This is a genomic window from Caulobacter soli, from assembly GCF_011045195.1.
GTDB lineage: Bacteria > Pseudomonadota > Alphaproteobacteria > Caulobacterales > Caulobacteraceae > Caulobacter > Caulobacter soli.
The window spans coordinates 1,406,101-1,432,235 of the sequence record NZ_CP049199.1 but is presented as its reverse complement, the minus strand read 5'-3'; the positions used below and the strand labels follow the sequence as shown (position 1 = coordinate 1,432,235).

The 26,135-nt window shown below is 68.5% G+C and carries 20 protein-coding genes; 9 read left to right on the top strand and 11 right to left on the bottom strand.

The genetic code is table 11. The features are described 5' to 3' along the window. Positions 1–194 precede the first annotated feature (194 nt). A complete protein-coding gene (locus G3M62_RS07005) occupies positions 195–542 on the bottom strand; it encodes a hypothetical protein (RefSeq protein ID WP_165185786.1) in 348 nt (115 codons plus the stop codon). 127 nt (positions 543–669) lie between these two features. Continuing rightward, complete coding sequence (locus tag G3M62_RS07000; protein WP_165185784.1) at positions 670–2,163, bottom strand: amino acid permease; 1,494 nt, start codon at positions 2,161–2,163, stop codon at positions 670–672. Positions 2,164–2,385: 222 nt separating this feature from the next. On the opposite strand from G3M62_RS07000, the gene G3M62_RS06995 reads away from it, so the two are divergent. The 5 genes from G3M62_RS06995 (at position 2,386) to G3M62_RS06975 (ending at position 9,191) form a co-directional block, all read left to right on the top strand. Continuing rightward, positions 2,386–2,961, top strand: a complete 576-nt coding sequence (locus G3M62_RS06995) for a GbsR/MarR family transcriptional regulator (protein WP_165185782.1) — start codon at positions 2,386–2,388, stop codon at positions 2,959–2,961. A gap of 64 nt (positions 2,962–3,025) precedes the next feature. Then, positions 3,026–3,733, top strand: a complete 708-nt coding sequence (locus tag G3M62_RS06990; protein ID WP_165185781.1) for a DUF4166 domain-containing protein — start codon at positions 3,026–3,028, stop codon at positions 3,731–3,733. Further along, positions 3,730–5,250: a TIGR01777 family oxidoreductase gene (locus G3M62_RS06985; RefSeq protein WP_165185779.1), complete on the top strand. Its 1,521-nt coding sequence runs from the start codon at positions 3,730–3,732 to the stop codon at positions 5,248–5,250. The genes G3M62_RS06990 and G3M62_RS06985 overlap by 4 nt, the downstream gene beginning before the upstream one ends. A 47-nt stretch (positions 5,251–5,297) precedes the next feature. Further along, positions 5,298–6,917, top strand: coding sequence for a GMC family oxidoreductase (locus G3M62_RS06980; RefSeq protein WP_165185778.1), 1,620 nt, complete (start codon positions 5,298–5,300; stop codon positions 6,915–6,917). A gap of 180 nt (positions 6,918–7,097) precedes the next feature. After that, entirely contained in the window at positions 7,098–9,191 is a 2,094-nt protein-coding gene (locus G3M62_RS06975; protein WP_165185776.1) for a TonB-dependent siderophore receptor, read from the top strand. 58 nt (positions 9,192–9,249) lie between these two features. Here the strand turns inward: G3M62_RS06975 and alaS are convergent, their stop codons facing one another. Both alaS and recA read right to left on the bottom strand, forming a co-directional pair. Beyond that, on the bottom strand, positions 9,250–11,910 hold the full coding sequence (alaS, locus tag G3M62_RS06970; RefSeq protein WP_165185775.1) for an alanine--tRNA ligase: 2,661 nt from the start codon (positions 11,908–11,910) through the stop codon (positions 9,250–9,252). A gap of 377 nt (positions 11,911–12,287) precedes the next feature. Then, complete coding sequence (gene recA, locus G3M62_RS06965; protein WP_165185773.1) at positions 12,288–13,358, bottom strand: recombinase RecA; 1,071 nt, start codon at positions 13,356–13,358, stop codon at positions 12,288–12,290. A gap of 341 nt (positions 13,359–13,699) precedes the next feature. On the opposite strand from recA, the gene G3M62_RS06960 reads away from it, so the two are divergent. After that, the gene (locus tag G3M62_RS06960) at positions 13,700–15,304 is read left to right on the top strand and encodes a sensor domain-containing phosphodiesterase (protein WP_205691954.1); all 1,605 of its coding nucleotides are present in this window, start codon (positions 13,700–13,702) and stop codon (positions 15,302–15,304) included. 12 nt (positions 15,305–15,316) lie between these two features. On the opposite strand, the gene G3M62_RS06955 is transcribed toward G3M62_RS06960, so the two are convergent. Together G3M62_RS06955 and G3M62_RS06950 are read right to left on the bottom strand one after the other, a co-directional pair. Continuing rightward, positions 15,317–17,155, bottom strand: coding sequence for a DUF885 domain-containing protein (locus G3M62_RS06955; RefSeq protein ID WP_165185772.1), 1,839 nt, complete (start codon positions 17,153–17,155; stop codon positions 15,317–15,319). A 140-nt stretch (positions 17,156–17,295) separates the two neighbouring features. After that, complete coding sequence (locus G3M62_RS06950) at positions 17,296–17,673, bottom strand: YybH family protein (RefSeq protein ID WP_165185770.1); 378 nt, start codon at positions 17,671–17,673, stop codon at positions 17,296–17,298. Positions 17,674–17,740: 67 nt separating this feature from the next. Between G3M62_RS06950 and G3M62_RS06945 the strand changes: the two genes are divergently transcribed. Continuing rightward, a complete protein-coding gene (locus tag G3M62_RS06945) occupies positions 17,741–18,259 on the top strand; it encodes a GNAT family N-acetyltransferase (protein ID WP_165185769.1) in 519 nt (172 codons plus the stop codon). Positions 18,260–19,150: 891 nt separating this feature from the next. Here the strand turns inward: G3M62_RS06945 and G3M62_RS26910 are convergent. Further along, entirely contained in the window at positions 19,151–19,558 is a 408-nt protein-coding gene (locus tag G3M62_RS26910) for a DUF4826 family protein (protein WP_165185767.1), read from the bottom strand. A gap of 197 nt (positions 19,559–19,755) precedes the next feature. Here G3M62_RS26910 and G3M62_RS06935 point away from each other — a divergent pair, with 197 nt between their 5' ends. Then, complete coding sequence (locus G3M62_RS06935) at positions 19,756–20,013, top strand: DUF559 domain-containing protein (RefSeq protein WP_425483839.1); 258 nt, start codon at positions 19,756–19,758, stop codon at positions 20,011–20,013. Between the two features lie 175 nt (positions 20,014–20,188). On the opposite strand, the gene cckA is transcribed toward G3M62_RS06935, so the two are convergent. After that, a complete protein-coding gene (gene cckA, locus G3M62_RS06930) occupies positions 20,189–22,276 on the bottom strand; it encodes a cell cycle histidine kinase CckA (RefSeq protein ID WP_165185766.1) in 2,088 nt (695 codons plus the stop codon). 275 nt (positions 22,277–22,551) lie between these two features. Here cckA and G3M62_RS06925 point away from each other — a divergent pair, with 275 nt between their 5' ends. Further along, positions 22,552–23,982 carry a glycoside hydrolase family 28 protein gene (locus tag G3M62_RS06925; protein WP_165185764.1) on the top strand — a complete coding sequence of 477 codons (1,431 nt, stop codon included), beginning with the start codon at positions 22,552–22,554 and terminating at the stop codon, positions 23,980–23,982. Here G3M62_RS06925 and flhB read toward each other — a convergent pair. The 3 genes from flhB to fliQ are packed head-to-tail and all read right to left on the bottom strand — an operon-like array spanning position 23,979 to position 26,100. After that, on the bottom strand, positions 23,979–25,061 hold the full coding sequence (gene flhB / locus G3M62_RS06920; protein ID WP_165185763.1) for a flagellar biosynthesis protein FlhB: 1,083 nt from the start codon (positions 25,059–25,061) through the stop codon (positions 23,979–23,981). The two genes, G3M62_RS06925 and flhB, sit on opposite strands and share 4 nt — an antisense overlap. A 9-nt stretch (positions 25,062–25,070) precedes the next feature. Further along, positions 25,071–25,826 carry a flagellar biosynthetic protein FliR gene (gene fliR, locus G3M62_RS06915; protein WP_165185761.1) on the bottom strand — a complete coding sequence of 252 codons (756 nt, stop codon included), beginning with the start codon at positions 25,824–25,826 and terminating at the stop codon, positions 25,071–25,073. 10 nt (positions 25,827–25,836) lie between these two features. Then, positions 25,837–26,100, bottom strand: coding sequence for a flagellar biosynthesis protein FliQ (gene fliQ / locus G3M62_RS06910; RefSeq protein ID WP_165185760.1), 264 nt, complete (start codon positions 26,098–26,100; stop codon positions 25,837–25,839). Positions 26,101–26,135: the final 35 nt, after the last annotated feature.

The following is a 26,135-nucleotide window of genomic DNA, read 5'->3' as shown; positions in this document are numbered from 1 at the left end:
ATCCCCTGAGGCGCCCGTCGGGCGGCCTGAACTCTACCTTTGGACCAGCCGCTCGACCAGCCATCCCAGGCCCCAGCCGACCGCGCTCCACAGCATCAAGCTCAGCACGGCGGCGGTCATCAACACGCGCGGACGCTGGCGAATGGAGCTCATGCCGAGGCGATCGGCCACCGCCCGCAATGTCGACGCCGGCGTCAACGGACCTCGGCGCCGGACTGGCCGCGCAGCATGCCGTAGGCCTGGTCGGTCAGCGCCCAACGGTGGCTGTGCGGCCCATAGGGCAGGTGCAGCAGGCTGGCGGCGCGCGGATCGCTGGCGCCGCGGCAGTAGGCGGCGAAGGCCTCGTCCAGCTCCCGCCGCATCGCCTCGGACGGCCGGTAGACGCCCCGGCGCTTGGCGACATAGGCCACGACCAGGTCGCGATGCGCCGCCCCGCCCAGGTCCAGCAGGGCCTCGGTGATTTCACCGACCAGGGGGTTGAGGATCGCGATCTCACCCCCTGCTCGCTCCGAACCGCGCTCCATGGCCGCCGCTTGTCTCATCGATCCGTCCCCCCGACTGTACGGAACGGAGTTAAGAACTATGAACGGAAGACCGGCCAGGGGCCGAACCCCGGATTTTACAATGCGTTACATTGACCGGACATTCCGCGGAGCGCGGGGCGGCGTATCAGTGCGTCTCGTAGGCCGTCTTGCCGCCGCTGATCGCGAAGGCCTCCTCCGGCGACAGCACCAGCTTCTTGCGGCCGAACAGGGCGAAATAAGCGATGCCGACGGCGAACCAGACGGCCACCCCGATCACGCCGGTGCGGTAGATCGGATCCTTCAGCTGGTAGAAGATCGTCACCAGTGAGATCACCACCGTCAGGCCCGCGCCGGTCAGGCCGAACCGGCTCTTGTAGGGCCGCTCCAGGTTGGGGAACTTGCGGCGTAGTAGGATGAACGACAGGCCCTGGGCCACGTAGGACAGCATCGCCCCGAACACCGCCATGTTCAGCAGCGTGCCGCCGATCACCGCCGCGCCCTTCTCGGCCCCCAGGATGAACCAGACGGCCAGCATCACCGCCAGGCCGGCGGCCGATCCCGTCAGCAGGGCCACGTCCGGCGTCTTGCGCGTGCCGTGGGTCACCGACAGGGCGCGGGGAAAGTAGCCGGCCCGCGACAGCGAATAGATCTGCCGGCCGTAGGCGAAGATCACGGCGTGAAAACTGGCCACCAGCCCGGCCACGGCGATGGCGGCCAGAACCTTGGCCAGGCCCCCGCCATAGATCGTGCGGAAGCCTTCCAGGATCGGCTCGCCCGACTTGGCCAGGGCGAAGGTCCCCGGCGAGATGGCGCTGTTCAGCCACAGCACCAGCAGGCCCGAGATGATCAGGGTGCTGATGCCCAGGATGATGCCCTTGGGCAGGTCGCGCTGCGGGGTGTGGCTCTCCTCGGCCGCCAGGGGCAGTTGCTCGATGGCCAGGAACAGCCAGACCGCGAACGGCAGCTGGGTCAGGACGCCGCCGATGCCGGCCGGCAGGAACGGCCCGTGGCCGTCCTTCAGCTCGGTCCCGCCGGGGCCGACGTTCATGGCGTACTTGAAGAAGTCGGCGTGCGGCAGGGCGCTGATCCAGAACACCGCCAGGCAGGCCAGGGCCAGCAGGGTGACGAACACCGTGAACTTGAAGGACATCGCCACGCCGCCGGCGTTCAGCCCGACGAAGATGATGTAGGCGCCGAGCCAGTAGAGCGGCTGCACCCAGGCCGGCGTCTCGAAGATGCCCCCCAGGTACGAGCCGATAAAGAAACAGACCACGGCGGCCGTCAGCACATATTCGACGTTCTCGCACAGGCCGGTGATGAAGCCGCCCCACGGCCCCATGGCGGCGCGGGCGAAGCTGTAGGCCCCGCCAGTGTGCGGCTGGGCGGCGGCCATCTCGGCGATCGAGAAGGTCAGGCCCAGGTACATCACGGTGATGATCAGGGTGGCGACGAACATGCCGCCCCATCCGCCCGTGCCCATGCCCAGGTTCCAGCCGGAAAACTGGCCCGAGATCACCGCCCCCACGCCCAGCGCCCACAGCGAGAACACCCCCGCATAGCGCTTGAGGCCCCGCTTGTCGAAATACTCGGCGCCAACCTTTTCGTAACTGACGCCGCCGCCGGCGGTTTCCTCGCTCATGACCCCATCCCTCTCCACCGATTGTCTCAGGCGGAGGCTGCGCCCGCGCCGTCTGGGCGGCGAGACTTCGTGATCACGAATTTCCGCATTCGGAGATCAGCGTTCACTATTTTGGCGCCGCTTGGCGCGTGCTGGATTGGGGACAGGCACATGTGCCTGTCCCCGTCCGTTGTCGGGACGACGCTAGTTGACTCCACCCGCACTTAATCGCATATTTCTGTCATGACAGAAACTGCAGACACCACGAAGCGCCTCCCCGCCGCGGTCGAGCAGTTCGTGCTGCGCTGGGGCGACATGGGCGGGCAATGGGGCGTCAACCGCTCGGTCGCCCAGATTCACGCCCTGCTCTATCTGGCCGACAAGCCGATGACCGCCGAGGACATCGCCGAGGACCTGGGCATGGCTCGCTCCAACGTCTCCAACAGCCTGCGCGAGCTGATCGGCTGGAAACTGATCCGCCGCGTGCCGATGCTGGGCGACCGGCGCGACCACTACGAGGCCGAGGCCGACCTGTGGCAGATGCTGACCCGCATCGCGCAAGGCCGCAAGGAGCGCGAGATCGATCCGATGGTCGAGGCGCTGGGCCCGGTCCTGGCCGCGGCCGAGGGCGACACCACGCTCAGCCCGGTGGCGCGCAAGCGGCTGAACGAGATGCACGGCTTCGTCACCACGATCGACAGCTGGTACGGCCAGATGCTGACCGTGCCGCCCAGCACCCTGATGTCGCTGATCAAGCTGGGCTCCAAGGTGGTCGGCCTGCTCGGCATGGGCCGAGGCAAGACGGACAAGACGACCTAAAAATTTGCGCTGCTATTTCTCTTTGAACAGAAATAACAGGCAAGACGGGACAGGGGATTTGACGATGATCGAACGCAAGAGACCCCATCCGGACCAGCGTCAGGACGCCCCCGCGCCCCTGCCCGCCAAGCCCGCCGACCTGCACGACCTGCGCTTCCGCGCCCTGCTGGGCGAGGCCGACTGGAACCGCCTGCCCCCCGCCGTGCGCGAGCGGTTCAGCAAGCGCCTGCGCCCCGGCATGGCCGTGACCTATGTCGGCGAGATCACTGAAAGCCGGCGCAACGGAGCCGGCAGGTTGCTGGCTCAACTGTGCCGGCCAATCGGCGCGCCCCTACCCCTGCACGACGACCTGGGCGCGGCGGCCGTCGTGACCGTCACCGAGGACGGCCGGACCGGCGGCCAGTTCTGGACCCGGATGTACAACCAGGCCCACGGCTTCCCGCAGGTGATCCACAGCAGCAAACGTTTCGCCGGTCCCACGGGCCTGGAGGAGTATCTCGGCTGCGGCTTCGGCATCGCCCTGGCCGTCAGCGCCGACGAGACGGCCCTGCACTTCCGTAGCCGCGGGTACTTCCTGGCCGTCGGGCCCGTGCGGCTGAGGTTGCCGGCCTGGCTGGCGCCGGGCGCCCTGACCATCAGCCACATCGACCAGGGTCACGACGGCTTCGCCTTCGTGCTGGCGCTGCGCCATCCCCTCTTCGGCCAGATGCTTCATCAGGTCGGGATGTTCCGCGAGCGTCCGATCCCTCAACTTCGGGAGCAGGACCGATGAGCGACCTGATCTGGATCCTGCTGTTCGTCCAGGTGGCGATGGGCGGGTTCGACACCCTCTATCATCACGAACTGACCGAGCGCCTGGCCTGGCGACCGTCCCAGGCGCGCGAGCTGCGGCTGCACGGCGCGCGCAACCTGGCCTATGCGGTGATCTTCCTGGCCCTGGGCTGGAGCCGGCCGCAGGGGGCGCTGGCCGTCGCCCTGATCGTGCTGATGCTGGGCGAACTGGTCCTGACCCTGTGGGACTTCGTCGAGGAGGACCGCACGCGCAAGCTGCCGGCCAGCGAGCGGGTCACCCACACCTTGCTGACCCTGAACTACGGCGTGGTGCTGGCCCTGGTGATCCCGCTCCTGACGGACTGGGCGGCCGGCCCGACGGCGCTGGTCCCGACCTTCCAGGGCGTCTGGAGCGTGCTCTGCGCCCTGGCCGCCGCCGCGGTCGTGGTCTTCGGCCTGCGCGACCTGGCCGCCGCCGGACGCGCCCGACGGATCATCGCCGCAGCGCCCGCGCCCCTGGTCGCGGCGTTGCCGCCCCGCCAGTCCATCCTGGTCACCGGCGCCACCGGCCTGATCGGCCGCCGCCTGGTCGCCGCCCTGGTCGCCGCCGGCCACGAGGTCACCGCCCTGACCCGCAGCCGCGCCACCGCCGCCGACCTGCCCGCCCCGATCCGGATCGTCACCGCTCTCGACCAAATCGCCGACGACACGCGCCTGGACGCCGTCGTCAACCTGGCCGGCGAGCCGATCTCCGATGGCCTGTGGACCCCCGCCAAGCGTCGGCGGATCATCGCCTCGCGCCTGGAGGTGACCCGCGCCGTCGTCCGGCTGATCGCGCGGCTGGACCATCGCCCCAAGGTGCTGGTCAGCGGCTCGGCCATCGGCTGGTACGGCCTGCGCGGCGACGAGGTGCTGGACGAGACCGCCGACGGCCACGACTGCTTCTCGCGCACCGTCTGCCGGCGCTGGGAACGGGCGGCCATGGTCGCGCAAGACCTGGGCGTGCGCGTGGTGCGCCTGCGCATCGGCATCGTCCTGGCCATTGACGGCGGGGCCCTGTCGCGCATGCTGACGCCGTTCGAGTTCTGCCTGGGCGGGCCTTTCGGCGCCGGCTGTCACTGGATGAGCTGGATCCATCTCGACGACCTGGTGCGCCTGATCGCCCACGCCATCGCCACGCCCGATCTCGAAGGCGCGGTCAACGGCACGGCGCCGGAGCCGGCGCGCAACGCCGCCTTCGCCCGGGCCCTGGGCCGAGCCCTGAACCGCCCCGCCCTGCTGCCCGCCCCGGCCGCGCCCTTGCGGCTGGCCCTGGGCGCCTTCGCCGACGAGCTGTTGCTGCAAGGTCAAAGGATCGCGCCCAAGGCGGCCCTCGCCAGCGGCTTCGCCTTCACCTACCCCACGCTCGACGCGGCGCTGGGCGACATCGTCGGGGCGGTAAGAGCCGCGCGGCCGGCGCCCGTCGCGCCCTCGGTTAGCGCCCGAGCTTCCCAACGCCGCGCGCTTGGCCCAGCCTGAGCCCATCGACCGTCCCGACGAGGCGCGGCGGCGGAGGATTCGGCGGAATGACGGACGAGATCGACCTCGGTGAGTTCGACTATGTGGTGGTGGGCGCCGGCTCGGCGGGCTGCGTGCTGGCCAACCGCCTGTCGGCCGATCCCGCGATCAAGGTGCTGCTGCTCGAGGCCGGCGGCCGCGACAACTGGATCTGGTTCCACATCCCCGTCGGCTACCTGTTCGCCATCGGCCATCCGCGCGCCGACTGGCGGCTGGAGACGACCGCCCAGCCGGGCCTGGACGGCCGGGTCCTGGCCTATCCGCGCGGCAAGGTGATCGGCGGCTCCTCGTCGATCAACGCGATGATCTACATGCGCGGCCAGGCGCAGGACTACGACAATTGGCGACAGAAAGGGCTCGTGGGCTGGGGCTGGTCCGACGTCCTACCCTACTTCCTGCGCCACGAAGACCACATCGCCCCGATGGGTGATCACCACCGAGCGGGCGGCGAATACCGGGTGGAGCATCCCCGCGTGCGCTGGGACATCCTGGACGCCATCCGCCAGGCCGGAGAGCAGGCCGGCGTGCCCGCGATCGACGACTTCAACGGCGGCGACAATTTCGGCTCGTCCTATTTCCAGGTCAACCAGCGGGCCGGCCGGCGGTGGAGCACCGCCTCGGCCTTCCTCAAGCCCGTGCTGGCGCGCGGCAATCTGCGCCTGGAGACTGGGGTCGAGGTCGAACGGATCGTGCTGGACGGGCGGCGCGTCACGGGCCTGCGCGCCGTGCGCGGCGGCCAGGTCCTGACCGCTCGGATCACCGGCGAGCTGATCCTGGCGGCCGGAGCGATCGGCTCGCCGCTGATCCTGCAGCGCTCGGGCATCGGCGACGCCGAGGCCCTGCGGCGAGCCGGCGTCGTCGTCCGCCACGACCTGCCGGGCGTCGGCGCCAACCTGCATGACCACCTGCAGATCCGGCCGGTCTACAGGGTCAGCGGCGTGCGCACGCTCAACACCGACTACGCGAACCTGGTCCGGCGCGTGGGCATGGGCGTCGACTACGCGCTGCGGCGCTCCGGTCCCCTGACCATGGCCCCTTCGCAACTGGGGATGTTCTGTCGCTCGGACTCCAGCCGCGCCACGCCGAACCTGCAGTTCCACTTCCAGCCGCTGAGCCTGGATAAGTGGGGCGACGGCCTGCACCGGTTCGGGGCCTTCACCGCCAGCGTCTGCAACCTGCGGCCCACCAGCCGGGGCGGCGTCGGCCTGTCGGGTCCTGGCCTCGCCGACCCGCCCCGGATCGATCCCAACTACCTGGCCACGCCGGAGGACCGCGACGTCGCGGTCGCCTCGCTACGCTGGACGCGCCGGATCGTCGGGCAACCCGCCCTGGCGCGCTACACCCCCGAGGAGTTCCGTCCCGGCGCGGCGGCCGAGACGGACGCCGACCTGCTGGCGGCGGCCAAGGCGTTGGCCACCACGATCTTCCACCCCGTCGGCACGGCGGCCATGGGCCCCGCCGACGATGCGCGGGCGGTCGTCGACGCACGCTTGCGGGTGCGCGGCCTCAAGGGCCTGCGGGTGGTGGACGCCTCGGTAATGCCGGCCATCACCTCGGGCAACACCAACGCCCCCACGGTGATGATCGCCGAAAAGGGCGCGGCGATGATCCTGGAAGATCGGCGGTAGGCATCGCCGGCCGGGTAATTGGCGCGCAATTATGGCGACAACTTGCAAGTGAATATCATATGCAATACGCAGACGCCCTGAAATCGGGAGGAGCGTCGAATGCACGGAACACCATCATCAACGGTCGCGCGTCGGCTCAAATGGGCGCGATCGGCGTCTCTCTTCGCCCTGGCGCCGGTGATGCTCCTGCTGCCCGCCATGGCCTCGGCGCAGGAAATCGCCGCCGAGGACAAGGTCGCGGTGGACGAGCTGTTGGTCTACGGGCGGGGCGCGGCCAAGAACACGACGGCAACGGGTCTGGACCTGACGCCGCGCGAGACGCCCCAGTCCCTCAGCATCATCACCCGCGAGCAGATCCAGGATCAGGCCGCGTCCAAGGTGACCGACGTGCTGGCCTACACGACCGGCGTGTCGGTGAAAGCCGTGGACCGGGGGCGCAACGGCCTGTCGGCGCGGGGCTTCGAGATCACCAACTTCCAGCTCGACGGCGTGCCGTTCGAGACCGGCAACATCGGGCTGGAGGAAACCAGCACGGCGATCTACGAGCGGGTCGAGGTGGTGCGCGGCGCGACCGGCCTGATGCAGGGCGCCGGCGAGCCTTCGGCTTCCATCAATCTGGTGCGCAAGCATGCGACTGCTCGGGAGCTCTCGGGCGAGCTGACCCTGGAAGCGGGGTCGTGGGACCACTTCTCGGGCACGGCGGACGTGTCGGCGCCCCTCGCCCGCGACGGCGCCGTGCGCGGCCGCTTCGTCGCCGAGGTCTATGACGAGAAGGCCTTCGTCGACCTGGAGGCCAACAAAGGCTTCACCCTGTACGGCGTGATCGACGCCGACCTAGGCGACAGGACGCGGCTGAGCTTCGGCGCCAGCCATCAGCGTGACGAGCGCAGCGGCACCCTGTGGGGCCAGCTTCCGTACTGGTACAGCGACGGCACGCGCACCCACTGGCCGCGCTCGCAGACCAGCGCCGCCAAGTGGAACCAGTGGGACACCACCGAGCAGGCCGCGTTCGTCACCCTGGAGCATTCCCTGAACGACCGCTGGTCCATCCGAGGCGACGCCGCCTATCACCGCCAGAAGGAAGATTCCAAGCTGCTGTGGATGTGGGGCGATCTGGATTCCCAGACCGGCCAAGGGATGAGCGCCTGGCCCTACTGGTACAAGACCGCGCCCCATCAGTGGAACCTCAACCTCACGGTCAAGGGCGGCTACAGCCTGTTCGGCCGTGAACACGAGCTGGTCCTGGGCGCCATGTACAACCGCCTGTCGACCGGCTGGACCAACCAGGATCCCGTTTCGGCCGTGCCGGACTCGGGCGACTTCCGTCTCTGGGACGGCAGCTATCCGGAACCGACCTGGGGCCCGCGCTATGACATGTCTGGCCTGGGAACTACCAAGCAGGCCGCCGTCTACGGCGCGACCCGTTTCCAGCTCTTGGACCGCCTCAAGCTGATCGCGGGCGCCCGCCTCAGCTATTGGCGGCGAGACGAAGAGGTCGCGACCTATACGCCCGTGGCCTTCACGCTCAAGCAGACCAACGTCTTCACGCCCTATGCCGGGCTGATCTACGACTTCACGGACACCCTGTCGGCCTACGCCAGCTACACCAGCATCTTCGATCCGCAGAGCTACAAGGATCGCAACGGCAAGTACCTCGACCCGCTCGAGGGCGACAACTACGAGGCCGGGCTGAAGGCCGATCTGATGGGCGGACGGCTGCGGGCGTCCACCGCCATCTTCCGCGTCGAACAGAACAACTTCGCGGTCGCCGACGACGGCTTCTTCGTTCCAGGCACGATCGACCCGGCCTATCGCGCCGCCCAAGGCACCGTATCCAAGGGCTACGAGGCCGAGGTCCAGGGCCAGGTCACGGAAGGCTGGGACGTCAGCATGGGCTGGAGCCAGTTCACGGCCAAGGACGGCGACGGCGTGAACGTCCAGGCCCACCACCCCCGGCGCGTCTTCCGGCTGTCCACCAAGTATGCGCTGCGCGGCGCCTTGGACCGGATCAGCTTGGGTGGGTCCCTGCGTTGGGAGAGCCGGCCGCCGCAGACGGCGGTGAACCCTGGCACGGGCTTGACCGAACCCGTCGGCCAGCCGGCCTATGTGCTGGTGAACCTGATGGGACAGTTCAAGCTGACGGACCGCACCTCGGTCCAGGTCAACGTCGATAACGTGTTCGACAAGACCTACTACAGCAACAACGTCTGGTTCGCCGGCTTCGTCTACGGCGAACCGCGCAACGCACGCGTGACGCTGCGCCACGCGTTCTGACGGGAACGGACGGTTCGGCGACGTGCCGAACCGTCCGGAACGAGAGCCGCCGAGGCGGTTAGCCCGCCAGCGCGGCCTTGATGGCGTCCAGGCCTTCCTGGGCCTTGGTCGCGTCGGGGGCGCCGCCTTGAGCGAAGTCGGCCTTGCCGCCAGCGCCCTGGCCGCCCATGGCCAGCACGGCGGCCTTGGCTAGGTCGGCGGCGCTGAACTTGTCGACCAGATCGGCGGTCACGGCCACCGTGACGGCGGCCTTGCCGTCGGTCACGCCGACCAGGGCGACGACGCCGCCGTTGGCCAGCTGTTTCTTGAACTCCTCGGCCACGCCGCGCAGTTCCTTGCCGCCGACGCCGTCCAGGACGCGGGCAATCAAGGCCGTGCCCGCGACATCCTCGGGACCCGCCGCGCCGCCGCCCGAGCCGCCGCCCAGGGCCAGTTGCTTCTTGGCCTCGGCCAGTTGCCGCTCGAGCGACTTGCGCTCGGCGACCAGGGCGTCGACCCGGGTCAGGACCTCGGCGACCGGGGTCTTGAACTGGTCGGCCAGGGCCTTGGCGACGCCGGCCTGGTCCAGCAGGAAGCGACGGGCCGCCTCGCCGGTCAGGGCCTCGATGCGACGCACGCCGGCGGCCACGCCTTGCTCGGAGACGATCTTGAACAGGGCGATGTCGCCGGTGCGGGCCACATGGGTGCCGCCGCACAGCTCGACCGAATAGGCCTTGCCGGCTTCGGTCAGGGACTCGCCCAGGGTCAGCACCCGGACGCTGTCGCCGTACTTCTCGCCGAACAGCGCCACGGCGCCGGCCTCGATGGCCTCCTGCGGGGCCATTTCCCTGGTTTCGGCGGGCACGTTCTGGCGGATCACCGCGTTGACCTCGGCCTCGATGCGCTCGATCTCGTCGGCGGTCAGGGGGCCGCCGTGGCTGAAGTCGAAGCGCATGCGGTCACCGTCGACCATCTGGCCCTTCTGGGCGACGTGCGGGCCCAGCACGTGGTGCAGGGCGGCGTGCACCAGGTGGGCGGCCGAGTGGTTGGCGCGGGTGGTGGTGCGCTTGTCGGCGTCGACCGAGGCCACGACCTGATCGCCGACCTTCAGCGCTCCGGCCAGTTCGACGCGGTGCACATAGAGGTCGCCGGCCTGCTTCTGGGTGTCGGTCACGCGGCTCTCGACGCCATTGGCCTCGATCACGCCGGTGTCGCCGGCCTGGCCGCCGCTCTCGGCGTAGAAGCTGGTGCGGTCCAGCAGGACGTCGACGCTGGCGCCGGCCTGGGCCGTCTCGACCTGGGCGCCGTCCAGCACGATGGCCTTCACGATTCCGGTGGTCTCGGTGGTGTCGTAGCCGACGAAATTGGTCGGGCCGTTGGCCTCGCGGATCGGGAACCAGGCGGCGGCCGCGCCCTGCTGGCCCGAGCCGGCCCAGTTGGCGCGGGCCATCGTGCGCTGGCGGTCCATGGCCACGTCGAAGCCGTCGGTGTCGACGGTGATGCCCTTGGCGCGCACGGCGTCCTGGGTCAGGTCCAGCGGGAAGCCGTAGGTGTCGTAGAGCTTGAAGGCGGTCTCGCCGTCCAGCACGCCGCCGGCCGACAGGTTGGCGGTGGCCTCGTCGAGCAGGCCCATGCCGCGGCCCAGGGTGACGCGGAAGCGCTCTTCTTCCTGGCGCAAGGTCTCGACGATCGAGGCCTCGGCGCGGCGCAGTTCCGGATAGGCCTGCCCCATCTCGGCCACCAGGGTCGGAGCCAGGCGGTGCATCAGGGGCTCCTGCGCGCCCAGCAGATAAGCGTGACGCATGGCGCGGCGCATGATCCGGCGCAGCACGTAGCCGCGGCCTTCGTTCGAGGGGGTGACGCCGTCGGCCAGCAGGAACGAGGACGAGCGCAGGTGGTCGGCGATCACGCGGTGCGACGGCGCTTCGGCGCCTTCGGCCTTGACGCCGGTCAGCTCGACGCTGGCGGCGATCAGGGCCTTGAACAGGTCGACATCGTAGTTGTTGTGCACGCCCTGCAGGACGGCGGCGACGCGTTCCAGGCCCATGCCGGTGTCGATCGACGGCTTGGGCAGCGAGACGCGCTCGCCGCCGGCCATCTGCTCGAACTGCATGAACACCAGGTTCCAGATCTCGATGAAGCGGTCGCCGTCTTCATCCGGGCTGCCCGGAGGGCCGCCGGGGATGCCTTCGCCGTGGTCGAAGAAGATTTCCGAGCACGGGCCGCAGGGGCCGGTGTCGCCCATCGACCAGAAATTGTCGTTGGTCGGGATGCGGATGATGCGGTCGTCGCCAAGGCCCGCGATCTTCTTCCAGAGATCGGCCGCCTCGTCGTCGGTGTGGTAGACGGTGACCAGCAGCTTGTCCTTGGGCAGGGCGAAGTCGCGGGTCAGCAGGGTCCAGGCGTGATGGATCGCCTGTTCCTTGAAATAGTCGCCGAACGAGAAGTTGCCCAGCATCTCGAAGAAGGTGTGGTGGCGGGCGGTGTAGCCGACGTTGTCGAGGTCGTTGTGCTTGCCGCCGGCCCGGACGCACTTCTGCGACGAGGTCGCGCGCGGGTGGGTCGGGGTCTCGGCGCCCGTGAACACGTTCTTGAACGGCACCATGCCGGCGTTCACGAACAGCAGCGTCGGATCGTTCTGCGGCACCAGCGGAGCCGACGGCGTGATCGCGTGATCGGCCGCCCCGAAATAGTTCAGGAAGGTGCTGCGGATCTCGTTCAGGCTGGGTCGGCTGGTCATCGGCGTCTCGGGGCTTCGGTACTGAGTCCGGTCTAACCGGAAGTCGGCGCTGCATAGCGCGGTTTCAAGCGGAGAGGAAATCGCGTTGGTGGTTGGCCCCACCGAGAGCCTCTCCCACGGGGTTGAGGACTTGGACCGCCGGCACAGTGACACCCCCACTTGCCCCCACCTGACCGCTTCGCGGTCTGTCCGCCCCCGTAGGGGGCGGAGGCCCGAAACGAAATCGGACGCCTGGCATGGGGTCCAGGCGTCCGGGGATCGCGGCCGACCGGGCGGTGAGCGCGGCGGGCTATAAGGCGGGGTCGCCCGCAGCGGGCGGCGGCCGCGAAACCTTCGGCCGGTCCAGACGCTCGAAAGCGGCCCGGACCGGGGAAGTCCTATTCGTCGCCGTCGTCCTCGGGACCGCCGACCAGCAGTTCTTCCTCGATCTTGCGGGAAGACTTGCGCACGGCGACCTCGATCTCGGCGGCCAGATCCTTGTTGGCCTTAAGGAACTCGCGGACATTGTCGCGGCCCTGGCCGATGCGCTGGCTGTTATACGAGAACCAGGAACCGGCCTTGTCGATGATCCCGGCCTTGACGCCCAGGTCGATGATCTCGCCCAGCTTGGAGATGCCCTCGCCGTACATGATGTCGAACTCGACCTCGCGGAACGGCGGGGCCACCTTGTTCTTGACCACCTTGACCCGGACGTTGTTGCCGACGATCTCGTCGCGGTTCTTGATCGAACCGGTGCGGCGGATGTCCAGGCGGACCGAGGCGTAGAACTTCAGGGCGTTGCCGCCGGTGGTGGTTTCCGGGCTGCCGTACATCACCCCGATCTTGTGGCGGATCTGGTTGATGAAGATGACGATGGTGTTGGCCTTGTTGATCGAGGCGGTCAGCTTGCGCAGGGCCTGGCTCATCAGACGCGCTTGCAGGCCCGGCAGGCTGTCGCCCATCTCGCCTTCGATTTCGGCCTTGGGGGTCAGGGCCGCGACCGAGTCGACGACCACGATGTCGACCGCGCCCGAGCGCACCAGGGTGTCGGTGATCTCCAGGGCCTGTTCGCCGTTGTCCGGCTGGGAGACCAGCAGGTTGTCGAGATTGACGCCCAGCTTGAAGGCGTAGCCCGGATCCAGGGCGTGCTCGGCGTCGACGAAGGCGGCGGTGCCGCCGGCCTTCTGGCACTCGGCCACCACGTGCAGGGCCAGGGTGGTCTTGCCCGAGCTTTCCGGACCGTAGATCTCGATCACCCGCCCCTTGGGCAGGCCGCCGATGCCGAGCGCGATGTCCAGGCCGAGCGAACCGGTGGAGATGGACTCCATCTCGACCTTGCCCTTTTCGCCCAGCTTCATCACCGAGCCCTTGCCGAACGCCCGGTCGATCTGCGCCAGCGCCGCTTCAAGAGCGCGCTGCTTGTCGCCGTCTTCTTTGCCCACGAGTTTCAAAGCCGCCTGATTGCTCATTGGAGAGGTCCGCCCTTATTCCATGATTCCAGCAACCGGATCGGAGGTTCGCGACCGCCGCGCCCACCCGCCTGTGGAATGATTAATGCGTACATGGTTTGTTCCATGTTCGCAACATGTTCTTACTCTAAAGGGCTCATGCGTCAGGAACGGTCGCATCAGACCGGACACGCGAGTCGAATCCTGAAAACAAGCCAGGCGCGCAAACCCAGGCCCCATACAGCCTTGGATCGCCCGGGTGCGACATTTCCCCACGTTTGCGGCCCCCCGAATAAGCTCAAGCGCAACCGGTCTTTAACAACGGCCCGGCGATCCTGCCCCTCTTCCGGGGGACTACCGTCTTGTCGATCGATCCACGCCGCCTTTTGGGCCTGGCCTTCGCCAGCGCCGACCTGCTTTTGGAAGTCGAGAACGGCCGGGTGATCCTGGCGCTGGGCGCGGCGCAACGGATCATGGGCCAGGACGAGCGGACCCTGATGGGCCGCGCCTGGCGCGACCTGTTCACCGCCGCCGACCGTCCGCTGATCGACGCCGTGACCGGCGTGATGAGCGATGGCCTGCGACGCGGTCCCGTGACCATCCGCATGGCCGGCGAACCGGCCCGCTACGTCAACCTGACCATGCGCGCCCTGCCCGACAACGGCGGCCGGATCTCGGTCTCGGTCACCCCCGGCACGGCGCCGTCGGGCGACATGGACGCGATGGGCCTGCGCAGCCGCGAAAGCTTCGAGGACATCGCCCGCGGCCTGTTCGAGGCCGCCCGCGTCACCGGCCTGGAGCTGGAACTGGCCATGGTCGACTTCTCGGGCCTGGATTCGGTGCGCCAGCAGCTGTCCAAGCCTGAGGCCCACGCCCTGGACCTGAAACTGGCCGGCGCGGTGCGGGCCGAGTCCCACGCCGGCGCCATGGCCACCCAGCTGTCGTCCGAACGCTTCGCCCTGGTGCGCGCCAAGGCCGAGAATCCCGACGAGATGGCCCAGCGCCTGACCCGCACGACGGCGATGCAGGCCACCGCCCACGTCGTGCCGATCGACGGCGGCGTCGCCCCGTCGCGTGGCCTGAAGGCCCTGCGCTACGCCCTCGACGACTTCCTGCGCGAAGGTCTGAAGGACACCCCGCCGCTGAGCCTGTCGGAAGCCATGAACCGCTCGGTCAAGCGCACCCTGTCGCGGGCCGGCGCCCTGGGCGTGGCGGTCAGCCAGCGGCGCTTCACCCTGGCCTACCAGCCGGTGGTCGACCTGCGGACCGGCCTGGCCCATCACCACGAGGCCCTGGTGCGCTTCGAGGACGGCGGCAGCCCGTTCCAACTGATCCGCATGGCCGAGGAGTTCGACCTGATCGAGGAGCTGGACCACGCCATCGCCGACATGGCGGTCAAGCGCCTGGCCAGCGACCGTACCGGCGCGATCAAGCTGGCGGTCAACGTCTCGGGCCGCACGATCGTCAGCGAGACCTTCGTCAACCACATCGCCGGCCTGCTGACCAAGCACGCGGCGGCCAAGGGGCGGCTGATCTTCGAGATCACCGAGACCAGCGCCATCGACGACCTGCCGCGCGCCAACCTGCACATCCAGGGCCTGCGCGGCCTGGGTTCGCTGGTCTGCCTGGACGACTTCGGGGCCGGGGCCTCGTCGTTCGCCTATCTGCAGGAACTGAGCCTGGACATCGTCAAGATCGACGGCCGCTACGTGCGCGAACTGGCCGGCAACGGCCGCGACGGGGCGATGGTCCGGCGGCTGGTCGAGCTGTGCCGCGACCTGAAGATCCGCACCGTGGCCGAGATGGTCGAGACCGCCGAGGTCGAGGAGGTCGTGCGCAAGGCCGGCGTCGACTTCGCCCAGGGCTGGCTGTTCGGCAAACCCGCCGACCAGCCCCAGCCGGCGCTGAAGCTGGCCCCGGTGACGCCGGCGGCGCGGCGGGCGGGGGTTTCGGAGGGCTGGGGCTAGCCCTCCTCTTCCCTACTTCCCGGCCTTGGCCTTGGCCACGTAGTCGTCCACCACCTTGTCCAGCACGGTCAGCGGGGTCATGCCCGCCAGCAGGCCGGCGTCGTGGAACTTGCGGATGTCGAACTTCTTGCCGAGAGCCTTCTTGGCCCGCTCGCGCGCCCGCAGCCAGGTGATCTTGCCGACCATGTAGCTGCAGGCCTGGCCCGGCCAGACGACGTAGCGTTCGATCTCGGTGATCGTGCCGCTTTCCTCGTCGCCCATGGTCTCGGCCATGTACTTCACCGCCTGCTCGCGGCTCCACTTCTTGTAGTGCATGCCGCTGTCGACCACGAGGCGCACGGCCCGGAACAGGGCGTCGTGCAGCATGCCGATGTGGCCGAACGGGTCGTCCTTGTAGATGCCCATCTCGACGGCCAGCTGCTCGGTATAGAGCGCCCAGCCCTCGGTGTAGCCCGAATTGCCGATGGTCTTGCGGATCAGCGGCAGGCCCTGGGCCTCGTTGGAGATCGACAGCTGCAGGTGGTGGCCCGGCACGCCCTCGTGGACGGTCAGGGTGGTCAGCAGGTACTTGGGCTGCTCGGCCGTGTCGCGCAGGTTGATCCAGTAGATGCCCGGACGCTTCCCATCCAGCGACGGCGAATTGTAGTAGCCGCCCGGCGCGCCGACCTCGATGGCCTTGGGCACGCGGCGGATCTCCAGCGGGGCCTTGGGCAGCTGGCCGAAATAGGCCGGCAGCTGCTTTTCGATCCACTGGGCCTTGGCGTTCAGGTCGGCGATCAGCTGTTCCTTGGCCGCGTCGGTGTTGGCGTAGACCTGCGAGGGATCGGTGGCCAGGGCGCGCATCTTCTCGCCGGCCGTGCCCTTGGTGATCCCGCGGCTCTTGAACAGGGCATCGATCTCGGCCGACAGCGACTTCACCAGGTCCAGGCCCAGTTGGTGGATCTCGTCGGGGGTGATGGTCGAGGTCGTGTAGTTCTTCAGCGACACGGCGTAGTAGTCGCCGCCGTCCTTCAGGCGCCAGACGCCGGCGTCGTGCGTGGCCTTCGGGCGGACGCCCTCCAGCAGGGCGATCTGGCGACGGAGGGCGGGGACCACCGAGCCTTCGTAGATCTTGCCCGCCTCGCCGGCCCAGTCGCCCGGGATGGTCTTGGCCTTGGTGCGGCGCGCCACCGACAGGACCAGCGGCGCCTGCGCCGTCGGGGTGTCGGCGAAGGCCTTCATCTGGGTCAGGGCCTTGTCGATGATGAAGTCGGGCGGGATCACGCCGTCGGCGTAGTCGCGGGCCGCGATCGCCGTTTCCTGGTCCATCAGCCGGGCGAAGGCCTCCATCCGCGACAGATAGGCGTCGGCGTCTTCCTTGGTCTCGATCGAATGCTGGGTGTCGAGGAAGTCGGGATAGGACTGGTACGCACCCGTCAGCTGGCTGAGGATATAGGGCGCGCCCGAACCACCGCCGGCGTACGTGAACTTCTCGTTGCCCTCGTCCTGCACCGCCAGGGTGAACTCGACGGTGTCGTAGTTGACGACGTCCATGCCGGTCAGGGCCTTGCGGTCGATGGCGCGCAGGTCTGCCAACTGCTGCTTGGTCTGGACGACACCGGCGGCGATGGCGGCGAACGAGCGGTCGCCCAGCAAAGACTTGGTCCAGGCCAGGTCGCCGACGTCCATGCCCAGGCCCGTGGTCGTTTCGGGCGACTGGCGCAACTGCTTGGCCATGATGGCGTCGAACAGGGCGTTGAGCTTGGCGGCCTCGCCCGAGGCGGCCGGCACGTCGGCCAGGGCCAGGCCCGGGGTCGCGGCGGCCAGGCCGACGGCGACGGTGGACAGCAGGATTTGACGACGGTTTTGCAAGGCGGGGTCCCCTTCCCTCGATTTTGAACGCAAAGGGGTAGAGGGCCTTGCCGGGCGCGGCAACGGCGGCGGTATTAATTTCCCGTCATCTTGCGACGGAGCGCACGTTTCGTGCGGCGGCCCGCCTGGCGCCCAGTCACTCAGCTCAGCGTCACGAACAGCTCGTTCTCGATCACCCACTGGCCGGTGACCTTGCGCCAGGTGGCTAGGTAGGTTCCGCGCGTGTCGGGAACGCCACGCGTCACGCCCACCCACGTCCCTTGCTCGGCCGCGCGATCGCCGGCCGCGTCCAGGTCGATGCGTTCGGTCGTGCGGACATAGGCGACGAAGGCCGGGTCGGCGAACTGGCTGGCGAAGGCCTCCAGCACGTCGCGGGCGCCCAGGATCAGCGAGCCGTCGCCGACGATCACCTTGATCTCCGGCGCGAAGAACGGCGCCAGGCGGCGGGCGTCCTTGCCGGCGATCAGCTTGTTGGTCAGCTTGCGGCGGGCGGCGATGGCGTCTTGCGGGGCTGTCATCAGATCGGGTCCTGGCCAACGGGCGCCGCCGATATAGGCTGGCCGCGCAGAGCCGAACAGGACCTCGATGATTCCGCCCACCTTGACCACCGCCCGCCTGACGCTGAGCCCGCCGCAAGCCTCCGACTTCGAGGACAGCGCCGCGATGTGGAGCGATCCCATCGTCACCCAGTACATCGGCGGCCGCACCTCGACGCCCGAGGAGAGCTGGCACCGGTTGCTGCGGGCCCGAGGCCTTTGGGCGGTGCTGGGCTACGGCTACTGGGCGGCGCGCGAGACGGCGACCGGCCGTTATGTGGGCGAGATCGGCTTCGCCGACTTTCACCGGGGGATCGAGCCCTCCATCGACGGCGTCCCGGAAATGGGCTGGGCCCTGGCCAGCTGGGCCCACGGCCAGGGCTTCGCCAGCGAGGCCATCGTCGGCGCCCTCTCCTGGGGCAAGAGCGTCTGGGGCGACGCGCCCGTGGTCTGCATCATCGACCCCGACAACGCGCCCTCCCTCAAGCTGGCCTGGAAGATGGGCTTCCTGGAGGTGGCTCGCACGACCTATCGCGAAGCGCCGACGGTGTTGTTGCAGCGGGGGTGAGGCCTTCAAATTAGGGCCTCATCGCGTCGGCCTGGACGCCTTCAATCATCAGAACACGGAGGTCGTTACCTCGGCGGATCTTGCGGCGACGCGGCGGCTTGGATTTGGGCATGGGAAGGCTCCCTTGCAGGGTTTGGTGCGGCGATCACTTGCCCCCTACGGACCGCTTCGCGGTCGTCTTCCCCCGGAGGGGGAAGAGCGCTCCGCCCCCTACGGGGGCGGACAGGCGACGAAGTCGCCAGGTGGGGGCAAGTGGGTGTGATCTCACGCCAATCTGGCTGTGAGCGAGGTGGGGAGGCGCGAAGCGGTCCGGGCCCAGCCCGGATGACCGTGAGTTTGAAAGTGCGTTTCGGCTAGACCAGTCCGCTCCGCGAAACCGTTCTTCTCAAGGGACGGCGATTGAGGGCCTGTTTCATCCCGATCGACGTTTCCCCTCAGGCGGGCAGGATCAAAGTCGCCCGGAAGGGGCCGTCGGCGACTCCGACTGATCCTCGAACAGGCCGGTTTGAACTTTCCAGCCCCGTCATCCCGCCTGTCCCGCCATCGCCCCCGCCGGGCCTTGGAGCCTTCTGAGCCCCGCCGCCGACGCGATCCGATCGCCAAGGCCCAGGCGGCCCCGCTCGGTTCCATCTCCATCGCCTGCTCGGGCCGGTACCAACAGCCCTCCCCGTGATGGAGACCTGTTCAGTATGGGAGGGTTCTGAACGCCGAGGATTGGTGACGCTGATTTTTCTTCAGGGCGTTGAAGAGATTGGGGTTCTTGGTGGCGTTGACGGGGATAAACAGCGCTCGATCCCCGCGAACCGCCTGCAACGGCGAGGCTTCATCCGTCGTGGCGGATAAGCCGTCACGAACGGACGCCGGTGACGTCCGAGAAGGTGGTTGGCGGTCTTATGCCCAAATCGCCGGATCTCGCTCCCAGTCAAGCAGGGCGTTCGCGCGACTCGTTAGCATCGGCCCGAGAGAGGCATCCAGGCCGAGACCTTTAAGCGTCGTGTCATCCGGCGGGGTTTCGGCGACGGACTTAAGCCACGTGCGCGCTATTTTCGCGACCGCCTCCCTAGGAGAACGGCAGTCGTTGGCGGCGCAATAGTCCGTAGGCAAGTCGCCGCAGAGCGCCCACCACCCAACGCTTCCGGGCGTGACTACGCTCTCAATTGCCCACACAGAGACATATGGCGCGATGTGCCAAGCAGGCCATTCGCCGACTTCCCCGTGGTGGAGCGAGGCCCGATCCAGATATTCGACCACCTCGCTGCGCCGCTCGTCGCACCACGCTTCTTCGTCTTGATCAGTCATGAGCGCACATTCAGCGAACAGCGCGCGGAGAGCAACAAGGTCCGCTAAGGGTGGGTAGCGGCCCTCGGAACCCCTCTCTCTTTGAGAGAGGGAGGGGCCCGCCGCGAAGCGGTGGGAGGGTGAGAGGTTTCACCGCTTGCCGAAAATCCCCATTTCTTAGGTTGAGCGCCTCCAAGGGCCAAGGTCATGCTCCGGGCATGGACAAGACCACCAACGCCCGCCGCCTTCGTCAGAACCAGACCTTGGCCGAGAAGACGCTCTGGAAGCTTGTGCGCAACCGGCAGCTGGGCGGGTTCAGGTTTCTGCGGCAGGTCTCGATAGACCGCTACTTCGCTGACTTCGTCTGCGAGACGGGCAAGCTGATCGTCGAACTGGACGGCCTCGCGCACGAGGGGCGGGAAGACTATGACGAGCGCCGCACGCAGGCGCTGGAACTGTTCGGATATGTGGTTTGAGGCTTCCCAACGAAAGGGTGTTGGCCGACCCTGGCGGCTTCGGCGACATCCTCGCCGTGCTTCGTCCTGAAAGATTGTAACCTCTCACCCTCCCACGCCTTCGGCGCGGGCCCCTCCCTCTCTCTATGAGAGAGGGATACAGAACGTCCGACTAGGATCGAAAGCCGACCTTCGCCTACGCCGCCTGCAGCTGCTGCTTCACCCGCTCAGCCAGGGTCTTGATGTCGATCGGCTTGGGCAGGAAGGTCACGCCGGTCTCGCCTTCCAGCAGGTCGCTGAACTCGGCTTCGGCATAGCCGCTGATGAACATCACCGGCGCGTTGCCCAGATAGCCGCGCGCCTTCTTCAGCAGGGTCGGACCGTCGATGCCGGGCATGATCACGTCGCTGATCAGCAGGTCGATCGTGCCGGCGTGCTCCTCGGCGATGATCAGGGCCTCTTCGCCGTCGCTGGCCTCCAGCACCTCGTAACCTCGGGCGCGCAGCAGGCGGGCGGCGACGCCGCGCACGGCGTCTTCGTCCTCGACGAACAGGATGCGGCCGGCGCCGGACAGGTCGCGCGGCGGACGCGGCTTGGCGGTCTCGGCGACCGTCAGGGCGGCCGCCGCGGCGGCCTGCTGGGCGGGGGTGGCCTCGAAGACCGGCAGGAAGATGCGGAAGGCCGCGCCCTCGCCCGGACGGCTGTGGACGTGGATCCAGCCGTCGCTCTGCTTGACGATGCCGTAGACGGTGGCCAGGCCCAGGCCCGTGCCCTCGCCCACCGGCTTGGTGGTGAAGAACGGGTCGAAGATCTTGCCCATCACCTCGGGCGGAATGCCGGGGCCGTCGTCGCTGACCTCGATGAAGGCCTGGTCGCCCTCGGCGCCGGGGAAGCCCAGGCTCTGGGCCTCGTCCTGGGTCAGGCGGGCGGTGCGGATGCGCACCACGCCGCCGCCCTTGGCCGCCCGCACCGCGTCGCGGGCGTTGACGGCCAGGTTCATGACGGCGGTTTCCAGCTGGCTCTTGTCGGCCCGCACCTGCGGCAGGTCGCGGCCGTAGTCGGTGATCAGCTTGACGTCTTCGCGCAGCAGGCGGCGCAGAAGGACCTCGAACTCGGAGATCAGCTCGCCCAGCTCCAGCACTTCGCGCTGCACGGTCTGCTTGCGGCTGAAGGCCAGCAGCTTGCGCACCAGGTCGGCGGCGCGGACGCCCGTCTGGCGGATCTCGTTGAGGCCTTCGTACGAGGGGTCGCCCACCGGGTGGCGGTGCAGCAGTTCGTCCAGGCGCAGCTGGATGGCGGTCAGCAGGTTGTTGAAGTCGTGGGCCACGCCGCCGGCCAGTTGGCCGATGGCCTGCATCTTCTGGGCCTGGGCGAGCTGCAGCTCCATCTGCTTCTGCTCGGACACGTCGATCAGATAGGCCACCAGGCGCCCGTCGGCGCGGTAGAGATAGAGGTGGGCGATGCGGGTCGGATCGCGGGCCAGGCGCACCTCGAACGGACCGGCCTTGCCTTCGGCCAGGCGTCCCTCGGCTTCGGAGCGCGAGGGCGGATCGATCAGAGCGCCAAACAGCGTGCCGGCCGGCACGGCGCCGGTCATGGCGGCCAGGGCCGGATTGGCCTCGAGGATGCGCGAGTTGAACGGGTCCAGCCCTTCCAGCAGGGCCGCGCCGAACGGCGAGGCGCCGGAGAAGGCGTCCAGGGTGCGCGGGGCCGGCGCGGACTGGGCGACCGTCGGCGACGGCGCGGCGGCGGCGACCGCCACCGTCTTCTCGACCACCGTCGGCAGGCGGACCAGCAGGCGGCCGCCGCGCAGGCGAGCGGCCTCGGCGCGACGCTCCTGGCCGGCGATGAGCAGCGTCCCTTCGGCGCGCTGACCGTCGCGGGCCTTGACCAGGGCGGCGAACAGGCCGGCGCCGGCCGCGCCCTTGGGCAGGCGACGGGCGTCGCCCACGGCCTGGATCCAGGCGGCGTTGGCGGCCAATACGCGGCCATCGGCGGCGGTCAGGGCGGCGGGTTCGGACAGCGCCTCGACGAAAGCCTCGGCGCCCTCGGGCTCGGGATCGGTCACGGCGGTCGAGGCGCGGATGGCCACCAGGCCCAGGATCGCCACGCCGGCGACGCCGCCCAGCAGCAGCAGGCCCGCCAAGGTGGCGGGACCGGCGCGCAGGGCCGGGGCGGCGGCGAACACCGCAGCCAGGACGAGGAAAATGGCCGCGCCCCAGATCAGGAGGTCGGGGCGGCGCTTTCCGGCGCCGTAGGGGTCTCTTGCGGGCGTCTCGGTCATGGGGGACCGAAATCCTTCTTCAGCCTTGCGGACTTAGAGAGCCCGCCGATTCGGGGAGTAGGATACTCCTTACGCGTCTTCCGAGCGCGATCCGTGATCGATTCCTGATTCCATGACGGAAATGTGGTGAGTACGACCGCCTCCTCCCGTCTTCGGCACAGGCCCAGCGCCCCATTTTTCTCGGCGCGCATTTACAGCGCGCGCTGATCGCCCAACACTCCCCGGATAAAGACACCGGTGTCAGAAACCGACCGTCGAACCCTTGGGAGGCCGCCATGACCAAGACCCCGCGCGACGACAGCGCCGCCTCGCCCAGTCGACGCGCCCTGCTTTCGGCCGCCGGCCTCGGCGCCGCGGCCCTGGCGACAGCCGCTTCCGCGGCCTCGCCGCCCGCCAAGGCTGCAAAGGCGACGAAGCCGCTAGCAAAAACCCTGCGCCTGGATCCGCGCGACTTCGGCGCCAAGGGCGACGGGACGACCAAGGACACCGTGGCCTTGCAGACCACCCTGGACCGTTGCGCCGTGCTGGGCGGCGGTCAGGTGGTGGTCTCGGCCGGCGTCTACCTGACCGGCGCGCTGCGCCTGGGCTCGAACACCGCCCTGGTGCTGGACGAGGGCGCGACGCTGCAAGGCTCGCCGGACCTGGCCGACTATCCCGTGGTGCAGGTGCGCTGGGAAGGTCGCTGGACGCCCGGCTATGTCGGCCTGATCTGGGCCCAGGGCGCGCGCGATGTCGCCATCGCCGGCAAGGGCAGGATCCTGGGCTCCAAGGCCATTCCCGGCCGGGTCGACAAGGTCAACGGCCTGCGTCATCCGGCCCTGCTGGAGTTCGTCGACGTCCAGGGCCTGTCGGTCACCGACGTCTACACCGAGCAGAACGACATGTGGTCGATCCACCCGGTCTATTGCGACGACGTCCTGTTCCGGGGCGTGACCGTCAAGGGCGGGGCCGACGGGATCGACGTGGACTCCTGCCGCCGCGTGGTGATCGAGCGCTGCGACTTCGACACGGTCGACGACTGCATCTCGCTGAAGTCGGGCCGGGGCATGGAAGGGAACGTCATCGGCCGCCCCACCGAGGACGTGCGGATCAGCGACTGCGTGTTCCGCGACCACCGCTGGGCCTGCATCGGCATCGGCAGCGAGACCTCGGGCGGGATCCGCAAGGTGCTGGTCGAGCGCTGCCAGTGCCTGGCCGCCTACACCTTCGCCATCTACATCAAGAGCCGGCCGGGGCGCGGGGCGTTCATCGAAGACATCGTCATGCGCGACCTGGAGGTCTCCGGCGCCCAGGGCGGCTTCCTGCGGCTGAACTTCCTGGACAGCGGCAAGCAGGACCCCTTCCCCGTCGCCGGGCTGGAGGGCGTGCCGACGGTCCGCGACTTCACCTTCGAGCGCATCAAGGTGACCGACGCGCCGGTGCTGGTCGAGGCGGTGAACATCCATCCCGACAAGCCGCTGGACGGGTTCACCCTGAGGAACGTCACCGGCACGGCGGGCAAGGGCATGAGCCTGGCCAACATGCGCAACGTGACGCTCGACAAGGTGGACGTGACGGTGGCCAGCGGGCCGAAGCTGTCGATCAGCTCCGTCACCGGCCGGGGTCTGGCGGGGGCGGCCACGCTGCCGCCGACGGTGAAACCGGCGCCGGTGTTGGCGGCGGATCCGGCGTATCGGCTGGGGATGGTGTCGGGAAAGCCGAACTAGCTCGCCCAGGCCCGCTTGTTCCTCTGCTTGTTGCTCATCACGAAGCCGATGACCTTGGCCACGGCCTCGAAGTGCTCGGCCGGAATCTGCTCGTCCACGTCCATGGCGGCGTAGAGGGCGCGGGCCAGGGGCGGGTCTTCCAGCACGTAGACGCCGTTTTCCTCGGCGATGGCGCGGATCCGAAGGGCCAGGTCGTCGACGCCCTTGGCCACGCAGATCGGCGCGGCGGTCTCGCCCTGCTCGTACTTCAGCGCCACGGCGTAGTGGGTCGGGTTCATGACGACGACGGTCGCCTTGGGCACGGCCGCCATCATCCGCTGGCGCGAGCGCTGCATGCGAAGTTGCTTCTGCTTGCCCTTGATGTGCGGGTCGCCTTCGGACTGCTTCATCTCGTCCTTGACGTCCTGGACGCTCATCCGCATGCGCTTGTTGAAGCGCAGGCGCTGCCAGAACCAGTCGAAGCCGGCGGTGGCGATCAGGAAGATCAGCACCATCCAGAACAGCTTCACGGACAGCTTCAGCGACATCGGGATGATCGCCGCCACGTCCATGCCGACCAGGTTGGGGATCTGGGCCGCGTCCGGCTTGACCACGAACCAGGCGATGATCCCGGTGACGATGAACTTCAGGGCCGATTTGGCGAACTGCACGAAGCCGTCGGGGCCGAAGAGGCGCCCCAGGCCCTTGATCAAGTCCAGCTTCTGCAGGTCGGGCTTGATCTTGTCGGCCGACAGGATGAAGCCGGTCTGGGCCACGTTGGCCGCCGCGCCCAGCAGACCCGAGACCACCATCACCAGAACGACCGCCGGCAGGGCCGCCATCACGGCGGTCTTGGCGATGATCCGGATGCCGCCCTCGACGTCCATGGTGCCGGCGTGGGCCAGGAACGGGGTCAGGGTGTTGACCATGTCGCGGGTCAGCCACCCGCCGGCGATGACCACGACGCCGAACGCGCCCGAGAGCGACGCCAGCTGCGAGATGTCGGCGGATTTCGGGACGTCGCCCTTGGCGCGAGCGTCCGACAGCTTCTTGGCTGTTGGTTCTTCTGTCTTTGACGCGTCGTCCTGATCGTCGGCCATGGCGTCCCCCTAGTTGAACACCGCCAGCAGGTCCCGGTACCGATCGGCCCAGACCATGGCGATGCCGCCGAGCGAGAGGCCCAGCAGGGAGAGGCCCAGGATGACGCTGAGCGGCGAGGTGACGAAGAAGATCTGGAAGGACGGCATCACCCGGCCGACCAGGCCGGTGGCCAGGTTGAAGACGATCGAAAACACCAGCACCGGCGCCGACAGCTGGACGCCCAGCTTGAAACTGTCGGCCACGGTGCGCACGGCCAGGGCGGCGGCGTCGTTGACCGGCACGGCGCGGGTGAACGGGAAGATGTCGTAGGACTTGACCATCGCGCCGATGAACAGGTGGTGCAGGTCGGTGACCATGATCAGCACCAGGCCCAGCATCGATAGGAAGGTGGCCACCGCCGTGCTGCTGGGCGCGCCGGCCGGGTTGGCGGTCTGGGCGAAGGACAGGGTGGTCTGGATCGAGATGATCTCGCCCGCGGTGGTCAGCGAGCTGACGAACAGCTTCAGCACCATGCCGATCATCAGGCCGATCAGCACCTCGTGCAGCACCGCACCGCCGATCGCGCCGACGCTACCGGGCACCGTGACGATCGACTTGGACACCAGCGGGGCCAGCAGCATGGCCATCAGCACGGCGAACGACAGGCGAATGCGCTGCGGCACCACGGTCTCGCCGATGCCGGGCATCAGCATGACCATCGCCCCGATCCGGGCGAAGACCAGGCCGCCGGTATAGACCTGCAGAACGGTGGCGTAGCTGTCCAAGCCCTGCCCCCTACATCCCGGCGATCTTGCCGGCGATTTCCTTCATGAAACCGGACATCAGCGCGCCCATCAGCGGCAGGAACAGCAGCAGCGCGACGAAGATCGCCACGATCTTGGGGGCGTAGACCAGGGTGGCTTCCTGGATCTGGGTCAGGGCCTGGAACAGGCCGATGGCCACGCCGACCACCAGGCCGACGATCAGGATCGGCGCGGAGAGCTGCAAGGTCAGCCAGATCGCGTCGCGGCCGACATCCAGGACTTCGGCTCCGCTCATCGGACAGCCTCTAACAGGTACGCGCGCACGCGGGG